Below are 19,707 nucleotides of genomic sequence, written 5' to 3'. Positions count from 1 at the left end.
AGGCGGGAACGAGGTCCGGGAACGACGAAGAGCGGACCCGTCTGTGACGGACCCGCCCTTCGGAGGACCGGAGTGCGCTGCCAGCGCGAAGCGGCAGCGCTGGCCGCGTTAGTTGCGGGCGATCGCGAACGTGCGGAGCAGCGTGAGGTAGAGCCACACGACGGTGACGACCAGGCCGAACGCGGCGGACCAGCCGTAGATGCGAGGGGCGCCCGCGACAACACCGCGCTTGATGTCGTCGAAGTCGAGCACGAGCGAGTACGCCGCGAGCAGTGTCACGACCACACCGATGATGAGCCCGAGCGGGATTCCGAGGATGTGCACGGTGCTGTTCAGCCCGAAGCCGGTGCTCTGCAGGCCGGTGGCCATCAGCACCAGGTTCACGACGGAGAAGACCATGTAGCCGATCATCGCGATGAGGAAGATCTTGGTGGCGCGCTTCGAGGCGCGGATCTTGCCGCTCGCGAACAGAGCGAGCGTCACAGCGAAGACGCAGACGGTTGCGATGACAGCCTGCACCACGACACCCGGGTAGAGCGTCTCGAAGACACCGGAGATCGCACCGATGAAGAGGCCCTGGGCCGCGGCGTACGCGAGCACCAGAGGAGGCGAGGGCTTCTTCTTGAAGATGTTCACGAGCGCCAGGGCGAAGCCGACCAGGGCCGCGGGGAGTGCGAGCACAGGGAACTGCCAGCCGACGACGGCGAAGGCGAGCAACACGACGAAGCTCACGCCCGTCTTGACGATCACGTCGTCGTAGCTCATCCGGTTGGTGTCGGAGGCCGTTGCCGTGGGGCCATCGAACATCTGCTGCAGTCCGTCGGCGCTGGGAGTCGCCACCTTCGAGGTGGGATCTTTCTCCAGACCCTTGCCGTTGAAGACCGGGAGCCGGGAGAACGCGGGATTGTTCGAAGCCGATGCCATGATTTCCTCGTGTCGTGTGGATGCTTCGACCAATCTATCGGTGCGGGCCGCAGATTGGCTGGATGTTCGCTCCGGACAAGCCTCCAGCCAGCAGCCGGAACGCCTCGGCTCCGGTGTCAGTGGCGTCGCCTAAACTTGAGGTGTCATGACACCCACTTCTTCCCAGACCGACGCCTCGTCCGTGCCGCTGATCGTCGACAACCCACGATCCCGCGCGATCGGTGGGGCAGGCTCGGCTTCGGGTGGTTCGGGATCGGGCGGCTCGGGATCGGGTTCCTCGTTCAATGACGCTCTGCTCGATGGGTTGAACCCGCCGCAGAAGGAGGCCGTCGAGTACCGCGGCCCCTCCCTCCTCATCGTGGCCGGCGCCGGTTCGGGCAAGACGAGTGTGCTGACGCGTCGCATTGCGAGCCTGATCGACAGCCGGGAAGCGTGGCCGAGCCAGATCCTGGCCATCACGTTCACGAACAAGGCAGCGGCCGAGATGCGCGAACGTGTCGGCGCACTGCTCGGCCAGGCGGCCGACGGCATGTGGATATCGACGTTCCACTCGGCCTGCGTGCGCATCCTCCGCCGCGAGGCCGAGAACTTCGGATTCACGAAGGCCTTCACGATCTACGACTCGCACGACTCGCGCACGCTCATCAAGCGCATCATCAAAGAGCTGCAGGCTGACACCTTCGGCTTCACCGTGTCGGGCGTCGCCGGAAAGATCTCGAAGCTGAAGAACGAGCTGGCCGACGCCGACAGCTATGCACGCAGTGCGAACTTCGACGACCCGCAGGAGCGGCTCTTCGTCGAGATCTTCCGGCACTACACCCGGAGCCTCAGCGCGGCGAACGCCTTCGACTTCGACGACCTGATCGGCCAGACGGTCTACCTCTTCCGTGCATTCCCGCATGTGGCGGCAACCTACCGGCGGCGGTTCCGGCACATCCTGGTCGACGAATACCAGGACACGAACCACGCCCAGTACGCGCTCATCCGCGAGCTGACCCTGCCCGTCGAGGAGGAGCCCGGCTTCGACCAGCGCACGGCGTCCCTGCCGGGTGCCTCGCTGACGGTGGTCGGCGACTCCGACCAGTCGATCTACGCCTTCCGGGGTGCCGACATCCGCAACATCGTGGAGTTCGAGCGCGACTTCGCCGGTGCCAAGGTCATCCTGCTGGAGCAGAACTACCGTTCGACCCAGAACATCCTCACCGCGGCGAATGCGGTGATCTCGAACAACTTCGACCGCAAAGACAAAAAGCTCTGGACCGATGTGGGCAACGGGGAGAAGATCGTCGGCTTCACGGGCTACAGCGGGCACGACGAGGCCCAGTTCGTGGCCGACGAGGTGACGAAGCTGCATGAGCAGGGCACGCCCTACAAGGATGTGGCCGTCTTCTATCGCACCAACGCGCAGACCCGTGCGCTGGAGGAGATCCTCATCCGATCCGCCGTGCCCTACCGGGTGCTCGGCGGCACGCGATTCTACGAGCGGGCCGAGATCAAGGATGTGCTGGCCTACCTCATCGCGGTAGCGAACCCGTTCGACGCGATGGCCCTTCGCCGCATCCTGAACACACCCAAGCGCGGAATCGGTCCGGCGACTGAGACGGCCCTCGCCGTGTTCGCCGAGACGAACGAGGTCACCTATCGCGAGGCGATGCGCCGGGCGCGTGAGCTGGGCCTCGGCCCGAAGGTCACCGCGGCGATCGTCGACCTGGCGAAGATGCTCGACGAGGCGACAGGGATGCTCGATCCCGAGCAGCCCGACGACGACGGATCGGTCGGCACCGTCGTGTCGGTCGCAGAGGTTCTCACGATGCTGCTCGACCGGAGCGGCTACGTGACAGCACTCCGCGCGGGGCGCGATCCGCAGGACGAGGCGCGCGCCGAGAACGTCGAGGAGCTCGTTGCCGTGACGAAGGAGTTCCAGAAGAACAACCCCGGCGGCAGTCTCGTCGACTTCCTCACCGAGGTGTCGCTCGTGGCGGCGGCCGACGAGCTCGACGACTCGAGTGGAACGGTCTCGCTGATGACCCTGCACACGGCGAAGGGACTGGAGTACGAGGCAGTCTTCCTGACCGGTGTCGAAGAGGATCTGCTGCCGCACCGCATGGCGGCGACCGAACCCGGGGGCCCGGCGGAGGAGCGGCGGCTGTTCTACGTCGGCATCACCCGTGCCCGCAAACGCTTGTACCTCTCGCTGGCGATGACGCGGGCCCAGTTCGGCGAGACCGCCGTCGCGATGCCGAGCCGGTACCTGCAGGAGATTCCGGCCGAACTCATCGACTGGCGGCAGTCGCCCGGCATGGCGACCTCGCGCGGCGGGACGCAGCCACGCGCGCTCAACGCCTCACGCCCGGGCGGCGGGTTCAACGGTCGGAGCGCGGTTCGGGCGAGTGATTCGCTGTCGTTCCGGGACGCCGATGCCGCCGCGTCGCGCCCGAAGGCCGAGTGGCCGAACCGCGTGACGGCACAGGTTCGCGACAACGGTGACCTCGAGCTGCAGGCCGGCGACCGCATTCGTCACGTCGACTTCGGCGAGGGGCGAGTCAACGCTGTCACCGGCGAAGGCACGAAGCGTGTGGCGCATGTGCAGTTCGACTCCGCGGGGGCCAAGAAGCTGCTGATCAAGATCGCGCCGATCGAGAAACTCTGACCGTACCCGCCCCTGTCGATACTCGCAGGGTCGAGGATTGTCGAGTGCTGCCAGAGCGAACCGTCGGAGCTGAGCCGAGACGGCGACGTGTTTGAGGTCGTGCGGTGCCAGCGCCGCCCGTTCGTGTCGGCTTGGCACGGTCAATGGTGCTGTACGGGCTGTACGGGCTGCGCGGGTGACGCGGCCGTTCCGGCGGGGCGGGTGACGCGGCCGTTCCGGTGGCGCAGGTGACGCGGGGTGTTGTGCTCCGGCGGCACGCTGGGCAGTGCTGGCGCGCTCGGTGTGCCGCCGTCAGAGAGAGGCGCGGAGCGCGCGCAGGTAGCGATCGCGCGGCAGGTGCCGGATGCGCGGTGGCAGGCGCGGGTAGACGGCCGCCGCGACCTCGAAGAGCAGGTCGAAGCGGCGTTGGGAGCGGGGGCTCCACGGCAGCACGAAGGCGCGGCGCAGGTCGTCGCCGAGCAGCCCACACGTCACGAGTCTGACAATGGGCATCAGGGCCCTCAGCCACAGCGGCGCCGTGTGCGGGTGCAGGAGGTCGTGCGCCACGCGCCGCGCCGGGTCGGTGACCTCGAGTGCAGCCACCGCCGTCGCCCAGTAGGCCCGGAAGGCTGCCAGGTCGACGGGCCACAGCTGCGCCGGCATCTGGAGAGCGGATCCGAGTACTCCGTACCGCTGGTACACGTACTCGGCATCTGCCTCAGCCAGCTCCCCGAAGACCTTCTCGTAGACGGTGAGCGCGGTCTGATAGAGCGTGGCGGCCACCCAGAGCTGCGCCCGATGGTCGAAGGCGTTGTAGGCCGCGCCGGGCCGCTCGCCGCCGCCAGCGTGGATACCACCCTCGGTCCCGCTGCCACCCTCGTTTCCGCCGCCGCCACCAGCAGCAGCAGCAGCGTGCGGAGCCAGCGGCTCGCCGAGTTCGTCCCGCTCGGCGGGGCGGCTGACCACCGGGCCGTGCGCGTGGTTCACGCGGGACACCACCGCGGCCAGCTCGTCGGGCGAGGCGAACACAGTGGCGTACGCATACGTCACCGTGTTCGCCAGGCGCTCGAGCGGCCGATTCGCGAAGTCGCTGTGCGCGGCGACTCCAGAGCCGACGGCGGGGTTCGCGATCTGCAGGAGGATCGCCCGCCCGCCGCCGGCGAGCAGCACGGCTTCTGCGGCGATGTCGGTGAACAGACGCTCGGTGTCGGGCTTCATTGTTGAAGCCTAGAGGCGACGCCTGCGAGCACTCTGGAGCGCGAGCATTCCGACGGCCGCTGCACCGAGCACGACGAAGGCAAGACCGCCAGCGAGCCACGGGGTCACAGCGTCAGCCTGCCGCCCCGTGGATGCGAGCGTCGCGTCGGCGTCCCGGCCGCTGCCTGGCATCGGAGGTGTTGCTTTCGGGCTCGGAGGCCCGGGAGTCGCCGTCGGCGGCGCCGTGCCAGACGGTGTCGGAGCGACCGGCGGCAGCGGCGGAACCGGAGGGGGAGTCTCGGTGACGACGGGCGGCGGAGGTGGAGTGACAGCGAGAGTCACCTCCGTGGCAGCTCCGAAGGGTGATGACCAGGGCCGGATGCGGCCGCCGCCCTTCGACACGGGAGTGTCCGCTGGGTCGATCGTCTCCGTCCAGACGTAGAAACCTTCGGCGGGCAGAATGCAGTCAGGCGTGCGATAGCTCCCCGGGCCATTGTCGGCGAGCACGGCGACCGTGCAGACGGCTGCGGCGCCCGGTGGTACCGCTGCCTGCAGCGTCGGCTGCTCGCGGAACGGCCCCCACAGTGTGCTCCGTACAGTGACGGGCACAGGTTGGAGTGCGCCCTCCTCATCGCGGTAGACGCCCCACTCCGAGAGGGTCGTCGGCAGGAGGGGTTCGTCAGCAGGTGGCGTTTCGTCGGCGGGCAGCGTTCCGGCAGAGACCGGCATGTCATCAGCGGTCGACGTGTCATCGGCAGTCAGCTTGGGCACCTTCGCAAGACCGAGCTCCAGTGAATCGAACAGGTGCGCCCCGACCAGGGCCTCCGTCGAACTCGTCTGGGTCTGCACCGCCGGGGCGAACGGCAGCGGTGAGATCTCACCCCCGTGGGCGTGCGCCCCAGCCGTGAGGCCGCCGGGCGGCGGTACCAGGAGGCTCTGCACACCTGCCGGCGCCTTCGCTACGTAGAACGCGTCACCGTAGCCGAGGTCTGTGTAGACGACGTCGGCGGTCACGTCGCTCAGCGCGGTTCCCTCCGACGGGGTGAGGGGGAGGGTCTGGCCGTTCCGCACCTGCTTCACGGTGGACCCGTCAGCGAAGCTCGCCCCGGTGAGCGTCAGGGTGCCGGTGCGGGTGCCCGAGGGAAGGCGCGTCGGTCCGCCGTTCAGGTAGTCGACCACCACGTCGCTCCGGACCGAGCCCGCGGTAGCATCGGAGAGGGCGAGGGTCAGCTTGGCGGTCACACCGCGGGACGCTCCGAACGGAGCATCCATCGTCTCCCGCATGTGGGTGGCACGGGCGAGCACCACCCCCGCGTCTTCATTCGCCCGTTGGGCGTACCAACCCATGTCATGGGCGCCCAGCCCCGTGATGGCCCACGTGGCGAGTTGCGCCGCGGCTGCGACGTCACCGTAGGGCTCGGTCGACCACCGGCGGGCGATGTAGGCGAGTCGGGCTGCGTCGTCGGCGGAAACCCAGCCCTGGCTGTTGCCCAGCTGGTACTGCACGTCGGTACCCTCGGGCGGCGCGTTCTGCACCTGCAGGCAGAGACCGAGATTGCCGTCGGAGAGCCGGTGCGAACCGAGCCAGGAGCGGCCGTCGACCCTCCACGTGTGCCCGAAGCCGTGCCCGACGACGGGCAGTGCATTCGCAGGAGGGGCAAGGATGAGGACACCGGTGAGGGTGAGCGCGGCCGCCACGAGTGCGGTCAGGGAGAGGGCGATGAGTCGTTTCAGTCGGTTCATGCCGGAAAGACTGCCGTGCCTGCCGACGCCTGCGCGGCGCCGCGACGGGATCTGTGGACAGTTCGCCAAACCGCGCCCTTGTGGAGGGGTAGGCTTTGAGACGGTCCAGATGTCTCGATCTCAAGACACATGAGCAGGGCATCCGGCTATCATTTTCGACGGAAACCAGGCAACGCGTGCGTGGCGGGAGCTTCGCATGCTGATGGGATGAGCAAGCGTGGATCTATTTGAATATCAGGCCAGAGACCTCTTCGAGAGCTACGGCGTACCGGTCCTTCCGGGAATCATCGCCGACACCCCTGAAGAGGTGCGCGCCGCAGCGGAGAAGCTCGGCGGCGTGACGGTCGTCAAGGCGCAGGTGAAGGTCGGTGGCCGCGGAAAGGCCGGCGGCGTCAAGGTCGCGAAGAACCCCGACGAGGCCGAGGAGGCCGCGAAGGCGATCCTGGGGCTCGACATCAAGGGACACACCGTCAAGCGCGTGATGGTCGCCGGTGGCGCCCGCATCAAGAGCGAGTACTACTTCTCGGTGCTGCTCGACCGCGCGAACCGCTCCTACCTCAGTCTGTCGAGCTTCGAGGGCGGCATGGAGATCGAGGAACTCGCTGTGGAGCGCCCCGAGGCTCTCGCCCGCATCGAGGTCGACCCGCTGCAGGGTGTCGACCTGGCCAAGGCCACCGAGATCGCGATCGCTGCGAAGTTCCCGGCCGACCTCGTCGACAAGGTCGCTCCGGTCTTCGTGAAGCTGTACGAGGTCTACAAGGGCGAGGATGCGACGCTCGTCGAGGTCAACCCGCTCGTGCTCACCGAGGAGGGCGACATCGTGGCCCTCGACGGCAAGGTCTCGCTCGACGAGAACGCCGACTTCCGCCACCCGAACCACGAAGCGCTTGTCGACCAGGATGCCGAAGACCCCCTCGAGGCGAAGGCCAAGAAGCTCGGTCTGAACTACGTCAAGCTCGACGGCGAAGTCGGTGTCATCGGAAACGGTGCCGGACTCGTCATGTCGACGCTCGATGTCGTCAGTTACGCCGGCGAGAACTTCAAGGGTGTGAAGCCGGCCAACTTCCTGGACATCGGTGGTGGAGCATCCGCTGAGGTGATGGCCAACGGCCTCGACGTGATCCTCGGCGACCCGCAGGTCAAGAGCGTGTTCGTCAACGTCTTCGGCGGAATCACCGCGTGCGACGCTGTGGCCAACGGCATTGTGAAGGCGCTCGAGATCCTGGGGGGCGCCGCCACGAAGCCCCTCGTCGTGCGTCTCGACGGCAACAAGGTCGAGGAAGGTCGCCAGATCCTCCGCGATGCAGCCAACCCGCTCGTCTCGCTCGCAGACACCATGGACGAAGGCGCCGCCAAGGCCGCCGAACTGGCTTCGAAGTAAAGGGAACAGAACAAGAATGTCGATCTTCCTCAACAAAGACTCCAAGGTCATCGTGCAGGGCATCACCGGCGGTGAGGGCACCAAGCACACCGCCCTCATGCTGAAGGCCGGCACGAAGATCGTCGGCGGCGTGAACGCGCGCAAGGCCGGCACCACCGTCGAGCACGACGGCGGCGTCTCGCTGCCCGTGTTCGGCACTGTCGCCGAGGCCATCGCGGAGACCGGCGCCGACGTGTCGATCGTCTTCGTCCCGCCGGCGTTCGCCAAAGACGCTGTGCTCGAAGCCGTCGAGGCCGAGATCCCGCTCGTCGTCGTGATCACCGAGGGCATCCCGATCCAGGACTCCGCGGAGTTCTGGGCGACCGCGAAGGCCAAGGGCGGCAAGACCCGCATCATCGGCCCGAACTGCCCCGGCATCATCACGCCGGGCGAGTCGCTGGTCGGCATCACGCCCGCCACGATCACCGGCAAGGGCCCCATCGGCCTGGTCTCGAAGTCGGGCACCCTGACCTACCAGATGATGTACGAGCTGCGGGATCTCGGTTTCTCGACCGCGATCGGCATCGGCGGCGACCCCATCATCGGGACGACGCACATCGACGCGCTCGCCGCGTTCGAGGCCGACCCCGAGACGAAGGCGATCGTGATGATCGGCGAGATCGGTGGCGACGCCGAGGAGCGTGCGGCGGACTACATCAAGGCCCACGTAACGAAGCCGGTCGTCGGCTACGTCGCCGGCTTCACCGCCCCCGAGGGCAAGACGATGGGCCACGCGGGTGCGATTGTCTCCTCCGGTGCAGGCACGGCCGACGGCAAGAAGCTGGCCCTCGAGGCCGCCGGCGTCAAGGTCGGCAAGACGCCGAGCGAGACTGCTGCGCTGCTGCGCGAGGTCTACGCGGCGCTCTAGCCACGCAGCATCCGGGGCCCGTCACCGTTCGTGGTGGCGGGCCCTTTCGTTGTTGATGGAAACGCTTCGGATCGGGTAGCGCGCGCGAGGCGTGACGGGTGGGCGGGCATCCGTCCGTTACGTTTAAGCAGCCGAACGGGAGGGAGCCTGACGCGTGACGACTGAGCCGGAGACAGCGGGAGCTGATGCGAGCCGCGCCGCCGCGGACGACGACCTCCGCGCCGCCGACATCGCCGCCGCCGAGGAGAAACGCCCGCCGACACGGTGGGAGAGCATCCGGCACCGCATTGTCACCCCGCAGGCCATCTACGGCACCCTGCTGGTGAGCGCGATCATCGGCACCGCCGAAGACGGTGAGACCGACTTCGAGATCCTGCGAACCACTGTTCCGACGCTCCTCGTCTTTTGGACGGCCCATGTCTTCGCCGAGGCCATCGCGCACTACGGCAAGCACGGCCGCGATCGCATCACCCTGCGCGAAGCGCTGAAGTTCAGCATCGGGTTCTCGTCGGGGCTGCTCTACGCCGGTATCATTCCGTGCGGACTGCTCCTCGTCGGCGCCGTCGGGCTGCTCGAGGAGGACGTCGCCTACGCGTTCTCGTTGCTCATCCCCGTGTTCCTGCTCGGAGCCCTCGGCTGGTTCGCCATCGGCGACCGCGGCGGCGCCTGGCACGCGAAGCTCCTCGCGGGCTTCCTGACGGGCCTGCTCGGTCTCGTCGTCATCCTTCTGAAGATCGTGTTCCACTGATATGAACCGCCCCACCACCGCACTCCTCGCCGCGCTCGATGCGCTGATCGCCGTCGCAATCGGCATCGGAATCCCGCTCGTGATGCTCACGATCCTCTGGGCGACCCAGTTCGACCTCAGCATCGACTGGACCGTGTTCTGGCGAGCATCCGCAGACCTCTGGATGCTCGGCAACGGTGTCGACCTGCAGCTCGCCCTCGACCCTGCGCTCGCGGCCCGGCTCGCCCTCGACGGCGCGGCGACACCGTTCGTGGTGGGTATCGCCCCACTCGGGTTCGCCGTGCTGACCGCCTTCCTCGGCCGTCGTTCCGGGCTCCGGCTCGGCTTCTCCCCGCATCCTGTACTCGGGCTGGTCGTCGGCGTCGCCACGGTCGGAGTGTTGGGCGCGCTCGCCTGGCTGAGTGCAGAGACCCCGGGGGCCGTGCCATCGTTCTGGCAGGCCGTGCTCCTCGTGCCGGCGGTCTACGGGCTCGGCATGGTCATCGGCGCTGCGGCGAGCCTCACCCGGCAGCAGAGTCCTCTCGCGGGGTGGTTCCTGCGGCAGTGGGAGCGGATGGCCGCGGCGGCCCGGCCGTTCGTGGCCGTTGCCCTCCGCGGCGGAGCGATCGTGGTCGCTGCGATGGTCGCCGTCGGTGCGCTGGCGGTGACCGCGGGGCTGCTGGTGCACTACTCGAGCGTGATCTCGCTCTACGAATCCCTCGGATCGGGTATCGGCGGGGGAGCCGCGCTCACGCTCGGCCAGCTCGCCCTGCTGCCGAACGCCGTGGTGTGGGCGGCCAGCTGGTTCGTCGGTCCCGGTTTCGCGCTGGGAGCCGGGTCATCGATCTCTCCGCTCGGCACTGACGTGGGCCTCCTGCCGTCGCTTCCGCTGTTCGGAGCGCTGCCGCAGTCGTCACCGCTCGGCTACGCCGTTCTCGTGCTGCCGGTCGCGATCGGGTTCGTCATCGCTGTGGCGCTTCGGCCGCGGCTCGTTGCCCCCGGTGCGGGCGCCGGTGGGCAGCCTCACGGTGCCGGTGCCGGTGCCAAGGCCGGTGCCAGTGCCGGAACCTCGGCGGCACGGATGATCGGCACAGGTTTCGGCATCGGGATCGTCGCGGCGAGCATCCTCGCCGTGCTCGCCCTCTGGTCGGGCGGCGCAGCGGGCCCCGGGCGCCTCGCTGTAGTCGGCCCGGATCCCGGTGCGGTCTGGCTCTGGTCGTTCATCGTGTTCGGCGTCTCGGCCACGGTGGGGCTGCTGGCCAGCGGCGTCGAGCTTCCGGGGCGACGGACGAACGGCAGCGCTCGCGGCAGCGACACCCGCGGCACCAGCACCAACAACGGCAAGGCCACCAGCACCCCCACGGCCAGCAGCTCCGCGAGCTCCGCGCCGCCCGCATCACCATCGGGCAGCGCGCCGCTGCGTTAGTCTGTCTGAGTGCTGTCGATTGTCGTTCTGATCTCCGGCGGGGGTTCGAACCTCCGTGCGCTGCTCGAAGCGACCTCGGACGCCGACTTCCCGGCCCGCATCGTGGCCGTGGGTTCCGACACCGAGGCGCCGGGCCTCGAGCACGCCGAGCACTTCGGCGTGCCGCGTTTCACCGTGCTGCCGTCGGCCTTCACGAACCGGGCCGAGTGGGGTGACGAGCTGCTGGCCGAGATCCGGCAGTGGTCGCCCGATCTGGTGGTCTGTGCAGGGTTCATGCGCATCCTGCCCCCGCGGGTGGTCGCCGCGCTGTCGCCGAACCTGATCAACACGCATCCCGCACTCTTGCCGCTGTTCCCCGGTGCGCACGCGATTCGGGATGCCCTGGCCGCCGGTGCCCGTGAGACGGGTGTCACCGTGCACATCGTCGACGAAGGCGTCGACACCGGGCCCACTCTCGTGCAGCGCGCCGTTCCCGTGCTGGCGGGCGACACCGAGCACGTGCTCCAGGAGCGCATCAAGACCATCGAACGCGACCTGCTGGTGCAGACCGTGCTCGACATCGCCACCGACCGGATCCGTCTGGCCGCCATCCATCACACCAACAGGAGTGCCACGACACCATGAGCGGCCCACGCCACGACCCCGCCGATTTCCACCACCGCGACCAGATCGAGATCAGGCGCGCGCTCGTCTCGGTGAGCGACAAGTCGGGCCTCGTCGAATTCGCCGGGGCGCTCAGTGCGGCAGGCGTCGAGATCGTCTCGACCGGTTCGACGGCGAAGACCATCGCTGCAGCGGGGTTCGCCGTCACCGAGGTCTCCTCGATCACCGGATTCCCCGAGTCGCTCGACGGCCGGGTCAAGACGCTGCACCCTTCGGTGCATGCCGGGATCCTCGCCGACCTTCGGCTTGAGTCGCACATCGCGCAGCTGCAGGAGCTCGAGATCCAGGCGTTCCAGCTGGTGGTCGTGAACCTCTACCCCTTCAGCGAGACGGTCGCGAGCGGTGCAGCTCCCGACGACGTCATCGAACAGATCGACATCGGCGGCCCCGCGCTGGTGCGGGCATCGGCCAAGAACCACGCCAATGTGGCCATCGCCGTGTCGCCGAACACCTACCCGCAGATCGTTGAGGCTCTCACCTCGGGCGGCACCTCGCTCGAAACGCGCCGACGCCTCGCGGCCACAGCCTTCGCCCACACCGCGGCCTACGACACCGGAGTGGCGACGTGGTTCGCTGAGCAGCTCGGTGCCAGTGCGCTGCCGTCGGATGGCGTGTTCGACCCGGCCGCCCCGCTGCCCGAGAGCGGCTTTCCGAAGCTCGTCGAGCGGAGCGTCTCGCTCGCCCACACCCTCCGCTACGGGGAGAACTCGCACCAGCGGGCGGCGCTCTACCTCGAGCCGCACGGCCACGGAATCGCCCAGGCCGAGCAGTTGAACGGCAAGGAGATGTCGTACAACAACTTCGTCGACGCTGACGCTGCGGTTCGGGCAGCCTGGGATTTCGCCGAGCCGGCCGTCGCCATCATCAAGCACGCGAACCCCTGTGGAATAGCAGTCTCCTCGTCCACAGCGCTCGATCCGATCGCTTCTGCGCACCTCCGAGCGCACGAGTGCGACCCGGTCTCGGCGTTCGGCGGGGTCATCGCGGCCAACCGCACGGTGACGCTCGGCATGGCCGAGACCGTGCAGGAGATCTTCACCGAGGTGCTGGTCGCACCGGATTTCGAACCGGATGCCCTGAAGCTCCTCCAGACGAAGAAGAACCTCCGCATCCTCCGTCTGCCAGCCGAATACGCGCGGCCCGCTGTGGAGCTGAAGCAGATCAGCGGGGGTGTGCTGATGCAGACCTCCGACGGTTTCGTCGACTACACCACCGACGCCTGGCAGCTCGTCTCCGGCGAGCCAGCCGATGCCGACACCCTGAGCGACCTGGTCTTCGCATGGAAGGCCTGCCGGTCGGTCAAGTCCAACGCGATCCTGTTGGCGCAGAACGGCGCCTCCGTCGGTGTCGGCATGGGACAGGTCAACCGGGTCGACTCCTGCCATCTCGCGGTGAGCCGGGCGGGCACGCGTGCAGCCGGCTCCGTCGCCGCGAGTGACGCGTTCTTCCCCTTCGCCGACGGCCTGCAGGTGCTGCTCGACGCCGGGGTGCGCGCCGTCGTGCAGCCGGGCGGCTCCGTGCGCGACTCCGAGGTCATCGAGGCCGCGCAGAACGCGGGCGTCACGATGTACTTCACCGGGGAGCGGCACTTCTTCCACTGAGCCGGCAGCCGGCAGCGGGCGGCGGGCGGCCGGCGGCGGCCGGCAGCGGGCGGCCGGCGGCGCGCGGCGGGCAGCGGGCAGCGGGCGGCCGGCGGCGGGCGGCAGTATTTCAGGCAGGGCGGGCAGCCATCGACGGGTCCACCTCGGCGGCCGCTCCTGCCTGAATTGCGGCTGATGCCCGGCCGTGGCGGGAGCCGCTAGGGTCGGAGGCATGCCTCTCGACCCCACCCCGCCGCTGTTCGGCGCCCGTCCGCTTCTCGCCTCGGCCCTCACGGCCGTGGTCGTCGCGGCGATCGCCCATCTCGTCGTCCTGCTCGCGTTCTTCATGGTGCAGGGCTTCAAACCCCAGTACTTCGGCGACGCGAACGCTTTCTTTCTGCCCCAGACGCTCTTCACGCTCGTGTTCGTCGCCATCCTCGCGGCTGTGGGCGGCTATGGCAGCTGGTACCTCTCGCTGGTCAGCGGGCTGGTCGCCGCCCTGTTCGGCGCCCTGGTCGGCACGGCCCTTCCCCTCCTCGTCGCGGGCCAGGGTCTCGACGGCGATGTTCTCTCCTATCTGGTCGGCACCCTCGTCGGCATCAATCTGGTCTTCGTGCTGGCCGTCATCCTCGCCTCCGCCACGGTGGGCCGACGGGTCTACGCGGGTGTCGTGCTCGGTGCTCCGGATGCCCGGGGTGCCGTCTCCGAGCGACGGGTGGCGATCATCCGGAGACCTGCGGCGACTCTCGCCGACGGACACGTGACCCACATCGAGAAGAGCCCCGTCGACCTCGAGCTGGCCGACGAACAGTGGGAGTCGTACGTCAACGTGCTCGAGAAGGCCGGCTGGACGACGATCGAGGTCGACCAGGCCGACGACCTCGCCGACTCGGTCTTCGTCGAAGACGCCGTGATCATCTTCGGCGATGTCGCGGTGATCACCAGCCCGGGCAGCGAGCACCGCGTCGCCGAGACGGAGGCCGTCGAGGTGACCGTGCGGGAGCTCGGACTGAAGGTCGCGCACATCGCCCAGCCCGGAACACTCGACGGCGGCGATGTACTGAAAGTCGGAACGACCGTCTACGTCGGGCGGAGCGGCCGAACGAATGCCGAGGGCATCCACCAGCTGCGTCACATCGTCTCCGCGCTCGGCTACACGGTCGTGGCCGTGCCGCTGACGAAGGTGCTGCACCTGAAGAGTGCCGTCACGGCGCTGCCCGACGGCACGGTGATCGGCTACCTGCCGCTGGTGGATGATCCCCAGATCTTCGACCGGTTCCTGAGCATGCCCGAAGAGGGCGGCGCCCACGTGGTGAAGCTCAGCGACGACACGGTGCTGATGGCGGCATCGGCCCCTGAGTCGGCCCAGCTGATCGAGAACCTCGGCTACCGGGTGATCTCGGTCGACATCAGCGAGTACGAGAAGCTCGAGGGCTGCGTGACCTGCCTGTCGGTGCGGGTGAGGTGACCCGTGGGGTAGGCTGGGAGGCTGCCTGAAAACACCTCACAAGGGAAACCCACACACATGCCTGCCCCAGAAGAGCAGTCGACGTTGCAGACGCTCGCCCGACTGTACGTCTATGCGAAACCCGCGATGCCGCGCATCTACACGGCCATCGGAGTCTCCTTGCTGGCGAGCCTCGTGTCGCTGGCGATCCCGCAGGTGCTGCAGGTGCTGATCGACGGCCCGCTCGCCGACGGCGACTCGTCCCAGATCTGGCCCGTCGTGTTGGTCATCCTGGCCCTCGGAGTCTTCGAGGCTCTGCTGATCGCCCTCCGCCGCGTGCTGGTGCTCACCCCGGGAACCCACGTGGAGGCGCGCATGCGCAACAGCCTCTACGATCACCTGCAGGAGCTGCCGGTGGAGTTCCACGACCGCTGGCCGAGCGGGCAACTGCTCTCGCGTGCGGTCAGCGACCTCAACCTGATCCGCCGCTGGCTCTCGTTCGGCGTGGTGATCATGGTGGTCAATGTCGTGACGATCTTCATCGGTTTCGCCATCCTGATCAGCCTCAACTGGGTGCTGGGCCTGATCTTCGCGGTTGCCTCCATTCCCGTTCTGGCCTACAGCTACGTCTTCGAGGGCAAGTACTCCGACGCCGCCCGTCGGAGCCAGGACCAGGTCGGCGACCTCGCAACCAGCGTCGAGGAGTCGGTGCACGGCATCCGCGTGCTCAAGGCCTTCGGGCGCGGCCCGTTCGCGCTGAAGAAGTTCGAACGCCAGGCCGAGAAGCTCCGGGGCACCGAGATCGAGAAGGCCAAGGCCGTCGCCAACATCTGGTTGTGGCTGTTGCTGGTTCCGGATGTCGCGTTCGCGGTGTGCCTCGTCGTCGGGGTCTGGCTCGCCTCAGAGGGGCAGGCCACCGTCGGTGACCTCGTGGCCTTCTTCGCCACCGCGACGGTGCTGCTGTTCCCGGTGGAGTCGATGGGCTACTTCCTTGCCATGACGTTCGATGCCCGAACCGCCACGACGCGGTTCTTCGACGTGCTCGACTCGGAGAACACCATCGTCGACCCCGCCGCTCCGCAGAGCATCCGGTCACCCCGTGGGCAGCTGAGTTTCGATGACGTGCACTTCCGCTACCAGGATGCGCCGCTCACCCACGCCGACCTGCTCGACGGTATCGACCTCGTGATCGAGCCGGGGGAGACCATGGCGCTTGTCGGGCTGACCGGCTCGGGCAAGAGCACCCTCACTTCCCTCACCACCCGGCTCTACGACGTGACCGGTGGGCGGGTGCTTCTCGACGGCATCGACATCCGCGACCTGCCGCGGGACACCGTGCGCACCGAGATCGCCATGGCCTTCGAAGACGCGACCCTGTTCAGCGCCTCTGTGCGGGAGAACGTGGTGCTCGGTCGGCCAGAGGCCAGCGACGAGGAGGTTGCCGAGGCCCTCTCGATCGCACAGGCGGGGTTCGTCCACGACCTGCCCGACGGCCTCGCGACCCGCGTCGGCGAGGAGGGTCTCAGCCTGTCGGGCGGCCAGCGCCAGCGTCTCGCGCTCGCGCGGGCGGTCGCGGCCAAGCCCCGGGTACTGGTTCTGGATGATCCGCTCTCCGCCCTCGATGTCGACACCGAGGCACTCGTCGAGGCCGCGCTTCGCACGGTGCTCGCCTCGACAACGGCGCTGATCGTGGCACACAGGCCGTCGACGGTTGCGCTCGCAGACCGGGTGGCGCTGCTGCAGAACGGGCGTGTGACCGCCGTCGGCACGCACGCCGAGCTGCTGGCCGGCAACGACCACTACAGATATGTGATCTCGAGTTTCGACGATGAGGAGGTGACCGCATGAGCGAGACGACCGTGACCGGTGTCGAGGGTGAGGAGCGCAACGACTTCACCCGTGCCGAGAGCCGGCAGATCCGCAGGCGATCCACTGCCCTGCTCGGTTCGCTGCTGCGCCCCGAGAAGTCGAAGCTCGTGATCGGGCTCATCGTGGTGATCATCAGCACCGCCGCCCAGGTGGCCGGCCCGGCGCTGATCGCGTACGGGATCGACATCGGGTTGCCCGCGCTGGTGAACCACGACTGGATCCCGATCGCCTCGGTGGGCGTGATCTACCTGGTCACCGGGGTCGTCGGTGCGGTTCTCATCTCCTGGTTCACCGTGCTCACCGCACGGATCTCGCAGGCGATCCTGCTCGATCTCCGCAAGCGGGTCTTCCTGCAGACCCAGCGGCTGAGCCTCGAGTTCCACGAGACCTACACCTCGGGGCGCATCATCTCTCGGCAGACCAGTGACCTCGACTCGATCCGGGAACTGCTCGACTCGGGCATCAACCAGCTCGTGCAGGGGCTGCTCTACATGTTCTTCATCGGCATCGCGCTGTTCTCGCTCGATGTGGCGAGCGGGTTCATCCTGGTGGTCTCGCTGGTGCCGCTGGTCGTCCTGACCCGCTGGTTCCAGCTGCGCTCGCAGAAGCTTTTCCGCACCACGCGGACGGCTTCGGCGAAGCTGATCGTGAAGTTCGTCGAGACCATGACGGGCGTCCGGGCCGTCAAGGCGTTCCGCACGGAGAAGAGCAACTCGACCGAGTTCAGCGGGCTGGTCGAGCAGTACCGGGAGTCGAATGCCAAGGTGATCCGCCTGTTCGGCATCTTCGATCCGGGGCTTGTGCTGATCGGCAATGTCACGGTCGCGGTGGTGCTGCTCGTCGGTGCGTTCCGGGTGATCGATGGCCAGGTCGCCATCGGTGTGCTGCTCGCTGCGGTGCTCTACACGCGGCGCTTCTTCGACCCGATGGAGGAGATGGCGATGTTCTACAACTCCTACCAGTCGGCGGCGGCAGCGCTCGAGAAGATCTCCGGTGTGCTCGAAGAAGAACTGAGCGTGCCCGATCCGGTGAAACCGATCGACCTCTGGACGGCGAAGGGCGGCATTTCGTTCGACGACGTGGAGTTCTCCTACCAGAACGGGCGGGTCGTGCTCCCCGAGTTCAGCCTCGCCGTGCCCGCCGGGCAGACCATCGCCCTCGTCGGCTCCACCGGCGCAGGCAAGTCGACGCTCGCGAAACTCATCTCACGGTTCTACGACCCGACCACGGGGCAGGTCACGCTCGACGGCATCGACCTCCGGAAGCTCCATCCGAAAGACCTGCGGCGCGCGATCGTGATGGTGACGCAGGAGGCCTACCTCTTCTCGGGCACCGTCGCCGACAACATCGCGATCGGAAAACCGGGCGCCTCCCGCGAGGAGATCGTCGCGGCTGCGAAGGCCGTGGGTGCCCACGCCTTCATCGACAGCCTCCCCGACGGTTACGACACCGACGTGAACAAGCGGGGCGGGCGGGTCTCCGCCGGCCAGCGCCAACTGGTGTCGTTCGCGCGGGCCTTCCTCGCCGACCCCGCAGTGCTCATCCTCGACGAGGCGACGGCGTCCCTCGACATCCCGAGCGAACGGCAGGTGCAGGATGCCCTGCAGACCCTGCTCGCCGACCGCACGGCCATCATCATCGCCCACCGGCTGTCGACCGTGGCGATCGCCGACCGGGTGCTCGTGATGGAGCATGGTGTGATCATCGAAGACGGTACCCCGGCCGACCTGATCGGCGGAACGGGGCGGTTCGCCCAGCTGCACGCCTCCTGGCGGCAGTCGCTCGTCTAGCCCGCCGCGCCTCGCCCCAGGCGGGCGCGGGCGACGATCGGGCGCAGGCAGAGGGCGCTACGGCGTCCAGCCGTAGTAGTGGCCGTCCTGGGCGAAGAGGTGCCATTTTCCGGCGCAGACGACGCCGACGCCCGCGTTGAGCGCCTGCGGCCACCAGGTCTCGGCGAGCTGGTTGGTCAGAGCACCGGTGCTCTGGGCCTGGTCGACCTCGGGGTCGGACGCCGCATCGCACCCGGTGAACACCGGCGGGGTCGCGGTGGGCGAGAACATCAGGATGCTCGCGCCCCGGGTCTGGTCGGTCTTCACCCGGATGAACGTGGCGTCAGCGGGCACCCAGGCCGGAATCGCCACAGAGGAGTCTGCGTCGGCCCCGTCTGCGGTGGTCGCGTAGATCGCGGAGGCGAAAGGGGGAGAGATCACGTTGGCAACGCCGCAGCCCGAGAGCAGCGAAACGCTCACGGCAACAATCGGCAGAGCAACCAGCAAGCGACGCTTCACAGCTTCTCCCGTTGATTGTCGAGGGGTGAACAGGTACAGGGGTGGGTCAGGAATTCACATTCCACCTTGCCACAGCGTAGTGGACGCGGTAGCCGCACTCCGTCGAAGCGCTGGCCAGCGGCGTATTCTCAGCCTCGTAGTGCGGGCGGGCGTCGGCTTCGAGGCCGCGCGGTGGATGCCCGCCCGAACGCACCACACGCCACCACGGGTGACGGCCGCCCGACCGCGCCATCACCGTGCCGACAGCTCGCGCAGCACGCGAACCGAGCAGGGCCGCGACATCCCCGTAGGTGAGCACCTGCCCGGGCGGGATCGCGTCGACGACCTCCAGCACGGCCGCCCCGAAGTCTTCGCCGGACGGAGCGGTCACATCACAGGGTCAGGGCGGCGATCGTCTCGCCGAACTGCGTCTCGCCGATCGGCTCGAATCCCACCGCGGTGAAGAACGCCTCGGGCCCGAGTTCACCGGGCTCGAACATGACGGTCAGCCGGTCGAAGCCCCGCGACCGGGCCTCGTCGGCCAGCGCGGTGACGGCGAACCGGCCGACACCCTTACCCTGGGCATCCGCAGCGACATTCATCCGCCAGATGCACCCGCGGAACTCGTCGTGCGGGCTGTCGGGGTCGAAGTTTCCCATGATGAAACCCACGACGACGTCGTCGTCATCGATCACCACTCGCGGCCACGCGGTCGCCGGGTTCACGTAGGCCTCGGCGATCGAGTGCGAGACCGGTGCGACGAACTGCTCCTGGCCCGGCTTCAACGTCAGGGTGTTGGCAGCGACGATGTTGGTCGCCGACAATTCTTCGAGTCTCATGTCGCCCATGGTCTCAGGGTAGTGGTTGACCCCCCGAACACGCCACAGCACAAAGTGTCTCTACGTCAAGACAGTTCGGAATGCGAGTAGGCTGGTCCCTGGCCCTTT

General features: G+C 68.0%; 16 protein-coding genes. 10 read left to right on the top strand and 6 right to left on the bottom strand.

Annotated elements, in window-relative coordinates; all coding sequences use genetic code 11:
* Positions 1 to 108: 108 nt before the first annotated feature.
* Complete coding sequence (locus tag B7R22_RS12265; protein WP_116412020.1) at positions 109 to 924, bottom strand: Bax inhibitor-1/YccA family protein; 816 nt, start codon at positions 922 to 924, stop codon at positions 109 to 111.
* A 145-nt stretch (positions 925 to 1,069) separates the two neighbouring features.
* On the opposite strand from B7R22_RS12265, the gene B7R22_RS12260 reads away from it, so the two are divergent.
* The gene (locus B7R22_RS12260; RefSeq protein WP_116412019.1) at positions 1,070 to 3,574 is read left to right on the top strand and encodes an ATP-dependent helicase; all 2,505 of its coding nucleotides are present in this window, start codon (positions 1,070 to 1,072) and stop codon (positions 3,572 to 3,574) included.
* 291 nt (positions 3,575 to 3,865) lie between these two features.
* On the opposite strand, the gene B7R22_RS12255 is transcribed toward B7R22_RS12260, so the two are convergent.
* Positions 3,866 to 4,771, bottom strand: coding sequence for an oxygenase MpaB family protein (locus B7R22_RS12255; protein ID WP_116412018.1), 906 nt, complete (start codon positions 4,769 to 4,771; stop codon positions 3,866 to 3,868).
* 9 nt (positions 4,772 to 4,780) lie between these two features.
* The gene (locus B7R22_RS12250; RefSeq protein ID WP_116412017.1) at positions 4,781 to 6,493 is read right to left on the bottom strand and encodes a hypothetical protein; all 1,713 of its coding nucleotides are present in this window, start codon (positions 6,491 to 6,493) and stop codon (positions 4,781 to 4,783) included.
* 217 nt (positions 6,494 to 6,710) lie between these two features.
* Here B7R22_RS12250 and sucC point away from each other — a divergent pair, with 217 nt between their 5' ends.
* The 9 genes from sucC (at position 6,711) to B7R22_RS12205 (ending at position 18,283) form a co-directional block, all read left to right on the top strand.
* The gene (gene sucC / locus B7R22_RS12245) at positions 6,711 to 7,874 is read left to right on the top strand and encodes an ADP-forming succinate--CoA ligase subunit beta (RefSeq protein WP_116412016.1); all 1,164 of its coding nucleotides are present in this window, start codon (positions 6,711 to 6,713) and stop codon (positions 7,872 to 7,874) included.
* 16 nt (positions 7,875 to 7,890) lie between these two features.
* On the top strand, positions 7,891 to 8,781 hold the full coding sequence (gene sucD / locus B7R22_RS12240) for a succinate--CoA ligase subunit alpha (RefSeq protein ID WP_116283834.1): 891 nt from the start codon (positions 7,891 to 7,893) through the stop codon (positions 8,779 to 8,781).
* Positions 8,782 to 8,935: 154 nt separating this feature from the next.
* Positions 8,936 to 9,529 (top strand): hypothetical protein, encoded by a 594-nt coding sequence (locus B7R22_RS12235; protein ID WP_116412015.1) that lies wholly within the window; start codon positions 8,936 to 8,938, stop codon positions 9,527 to 9,529.
* Position 9,530: 1 nt separating this feature from the next.
* Complete coding sequence (locus B7R22_RS12230; protein ID WP_116412014.1) at positions 9,531 to 10,934, top strand: cell division protein PerM; 1,404 nt, start codon at positions 9,531 to 9,533, stop codon at positions 10,932 to 10,934.
* Between the two features lie 9 nt (positions 10,935 to 10,943).
* On the top strand, positions 10,944 to 11,558 hold the full coding sequence (gene purN / locus B7R22_RS12225) for a phosphoribosylglycinamide formyltransferase (RefSeq protein ID WP_116412013.1): 615 nt from the start codon (positions 10,944 to 10,946) through the stop codon (positions 11,556 to 11,558).
* The gene (purH, locus tag B7R22_RS12220; protein WP_116283831.1) at positions 11,555 to 13,198 is read left to right on the top strand and encodes a bifunctional phosphoribosylaminoimidazolecarboxamide formyltransferase/IMP cyclohydrolase; all 1,644 of its coding nucleotides are present in this window, start codon (positions 11,555 to 11,557) and stop codon (positions 13,196 to 13,198) included. The genes purN and purH overlap by 4 nt, the downstream gene beginning before the upstream one ends.
* A 211-nt stretch (positions 13,199 to 13,409) precedes the next feature.
* On the top strand, positions 13,410 to 14,645 hold the full coding sequence (gene ddaH, locus B7R22_RS20255) for a dimethylargininase (RefSeq protein WP_367379194.1): 1,236 nt from the start codon (positions 13,410 to 13,412) through the stop codon (positions 14,643 to 14,645).
* 57 nt (positions 14,646 to 14,702) lie between these two features.
* The gene (locus B7R22_RS12210) at positions 14,703 to 16,472 is read left to right on the top strand and encodes an ABC transporter ATP-binding protein (RefSeq protein ID WP_116412012.1); all 1,770 of its coding nucleotides are present in this window, start codon (positions 14,703 to 14,705) and stop codon (positions 16,470 to 16,472) included.
* Entirely contained in the window at positions 16,469 to 18,283 is a 1,815-nt protein-coding gene (locus tag B7R22_RS12205) for an ABC transporter ATP-binding protein (RefSeq protein ID WP_116412011.1), read from the top strand. The genes B7R22_RS12210 and B7R22_RS12205 overlap by 4 nt, the downstream gene beginning before the upstream one ends.
* Before the next feature lie 57 nt (positions 18,284 to 18,340).
* On the opposite strand, the gene B7R22_RS12200 is transcribed toward B7R22_RS12205, so the two are convergent.
* The 3 genes from B7R22_RS12200 to B7R22_RS12190 form a co-directional block, all read right to left on the bottom strand.
* Complete coding sequence (locus B7R22_RS12200; protein WP_147305375.1) at positions 18,341 to 18,742, bottom strand: hypothetical protein; 402 nt, start codon at positions 18,740 to 18,742, stop codon at positions 18,341 to 18,343.
* An 85-nt stretch (positions 18,743 to 18,827) separates the two neighbouring features.
* Positions 18,828 to 19,151 carry an MGMT family protein gene (locus B7R22_RS12195; RefSeq protein ID WP_116412009.1) on the bottom strand — a complete coding sequence of 108 codons (324 nt, stop codon included), beginning with the start codon at positions 19,149 to 19,151 and terminating at the stop codon, positions 18,828 to 18,830.
* Between the two features lies 1 nt (position 19,152).
* Positions 19,153 to 19,608, bottom strand: a complete 456-nt coding sequence (locus B7R22_RS12190) for a GNAT family N-acetyltransferase (RefSeq protein WP_116412008.1) — start codon at positions 19,606 to 19,608, stop codon at positions 19,153 to 19,155.
* Between the last annotated feature and the right edge of the window lie 99 nt (positions 19,609 to 19,707).

Origin of the sequence: Subtercola boreus (assembly GCF_003399635.1) — a bacterium.
Classification (GTDB): domain Bacteria; phylum Actinomycetota; class Actinomycetes; order Actinomycetales; family Microbacteriaceae; genus Subtercola; species Subtercola boreus_B.
This window is presented reverse-complemented; position numbering and strand designations above follow the sequence as displayed.

Coding starts and splice junctions, on each gene's coding strand:
- B7R22_RS12265 (WP_116412020.1), bottom strand. CDS start 924: ATGGCATCGGCTTCGAACAATCCCGCGTTCTCCCGGCTCCCGGTCTTC.
- B7R22_RS12260 (WP_116412019.1), top strand. CDS start 1,070: ATGACACCCACTTCTTCCCAGACCGACGCCTCGTCCGTGCCGCTGATC.
- B7R22_RS12255 (WP_116412018.1), bottom strand. CDS start 4,771: ATGAAGCCCGACACCGAGCGTCTGTTCACCGACATCGCCGCAGAAGCC.
- B7R22_RS12250 (WP_116412017.1), bottom strand. CDS start 6,493: ATGAACCGACTGAAACGACTCATCGCCCTCTCCCTGACCGCACTCGTG.
- sucD (WP_116283834.1), top strand. CDS start 7,891: ATGTCGATCTTCCTCAACAAAGACTCCAAGGTCATCGTGCAGGGCATC.
- B7R22_RS12230 (WP_116412014.1), top strand. CDS start 9,531: ATGAACCGCCCCACCACCGCACTCCTCGCCGCGCTCGATGCGCTGATC.
- purH (WP_116283831.1), top strand. CDS start 11,555: ATGAGCGGCCCACGCCACGACCCCGCCGATTTCCACCACCGCGACCAG.
- ddaH (WP_367379194.1), top strand. CDS start 13,410: ATGCCTCTCGACCCCACCCCGCCGCTGTTCGGCGCCCGTCCGCTTCTC.
- B7R22_RS12210 (WP_116412012.1), top strand. CDS start 14,703: ATGCCTGCCCCAGAAGAGCAGTCGACGTTGCAGACGCTCGCCCGACTG.
- B7R22_RS12205 (WP_116412011.1), top strand. CDS start 16,469: ATGAGCGAGACGACCGTGACCGGTGTCGAGGGTGAGGAGCGCAACGAC.
- B7R22_RS12190 (WP_116412008.1), bottom strand. CDS start 19,608: ATGGGCGACATGAGACTCGAAGAATTGTCGGCGACCAACATCGTCGCT.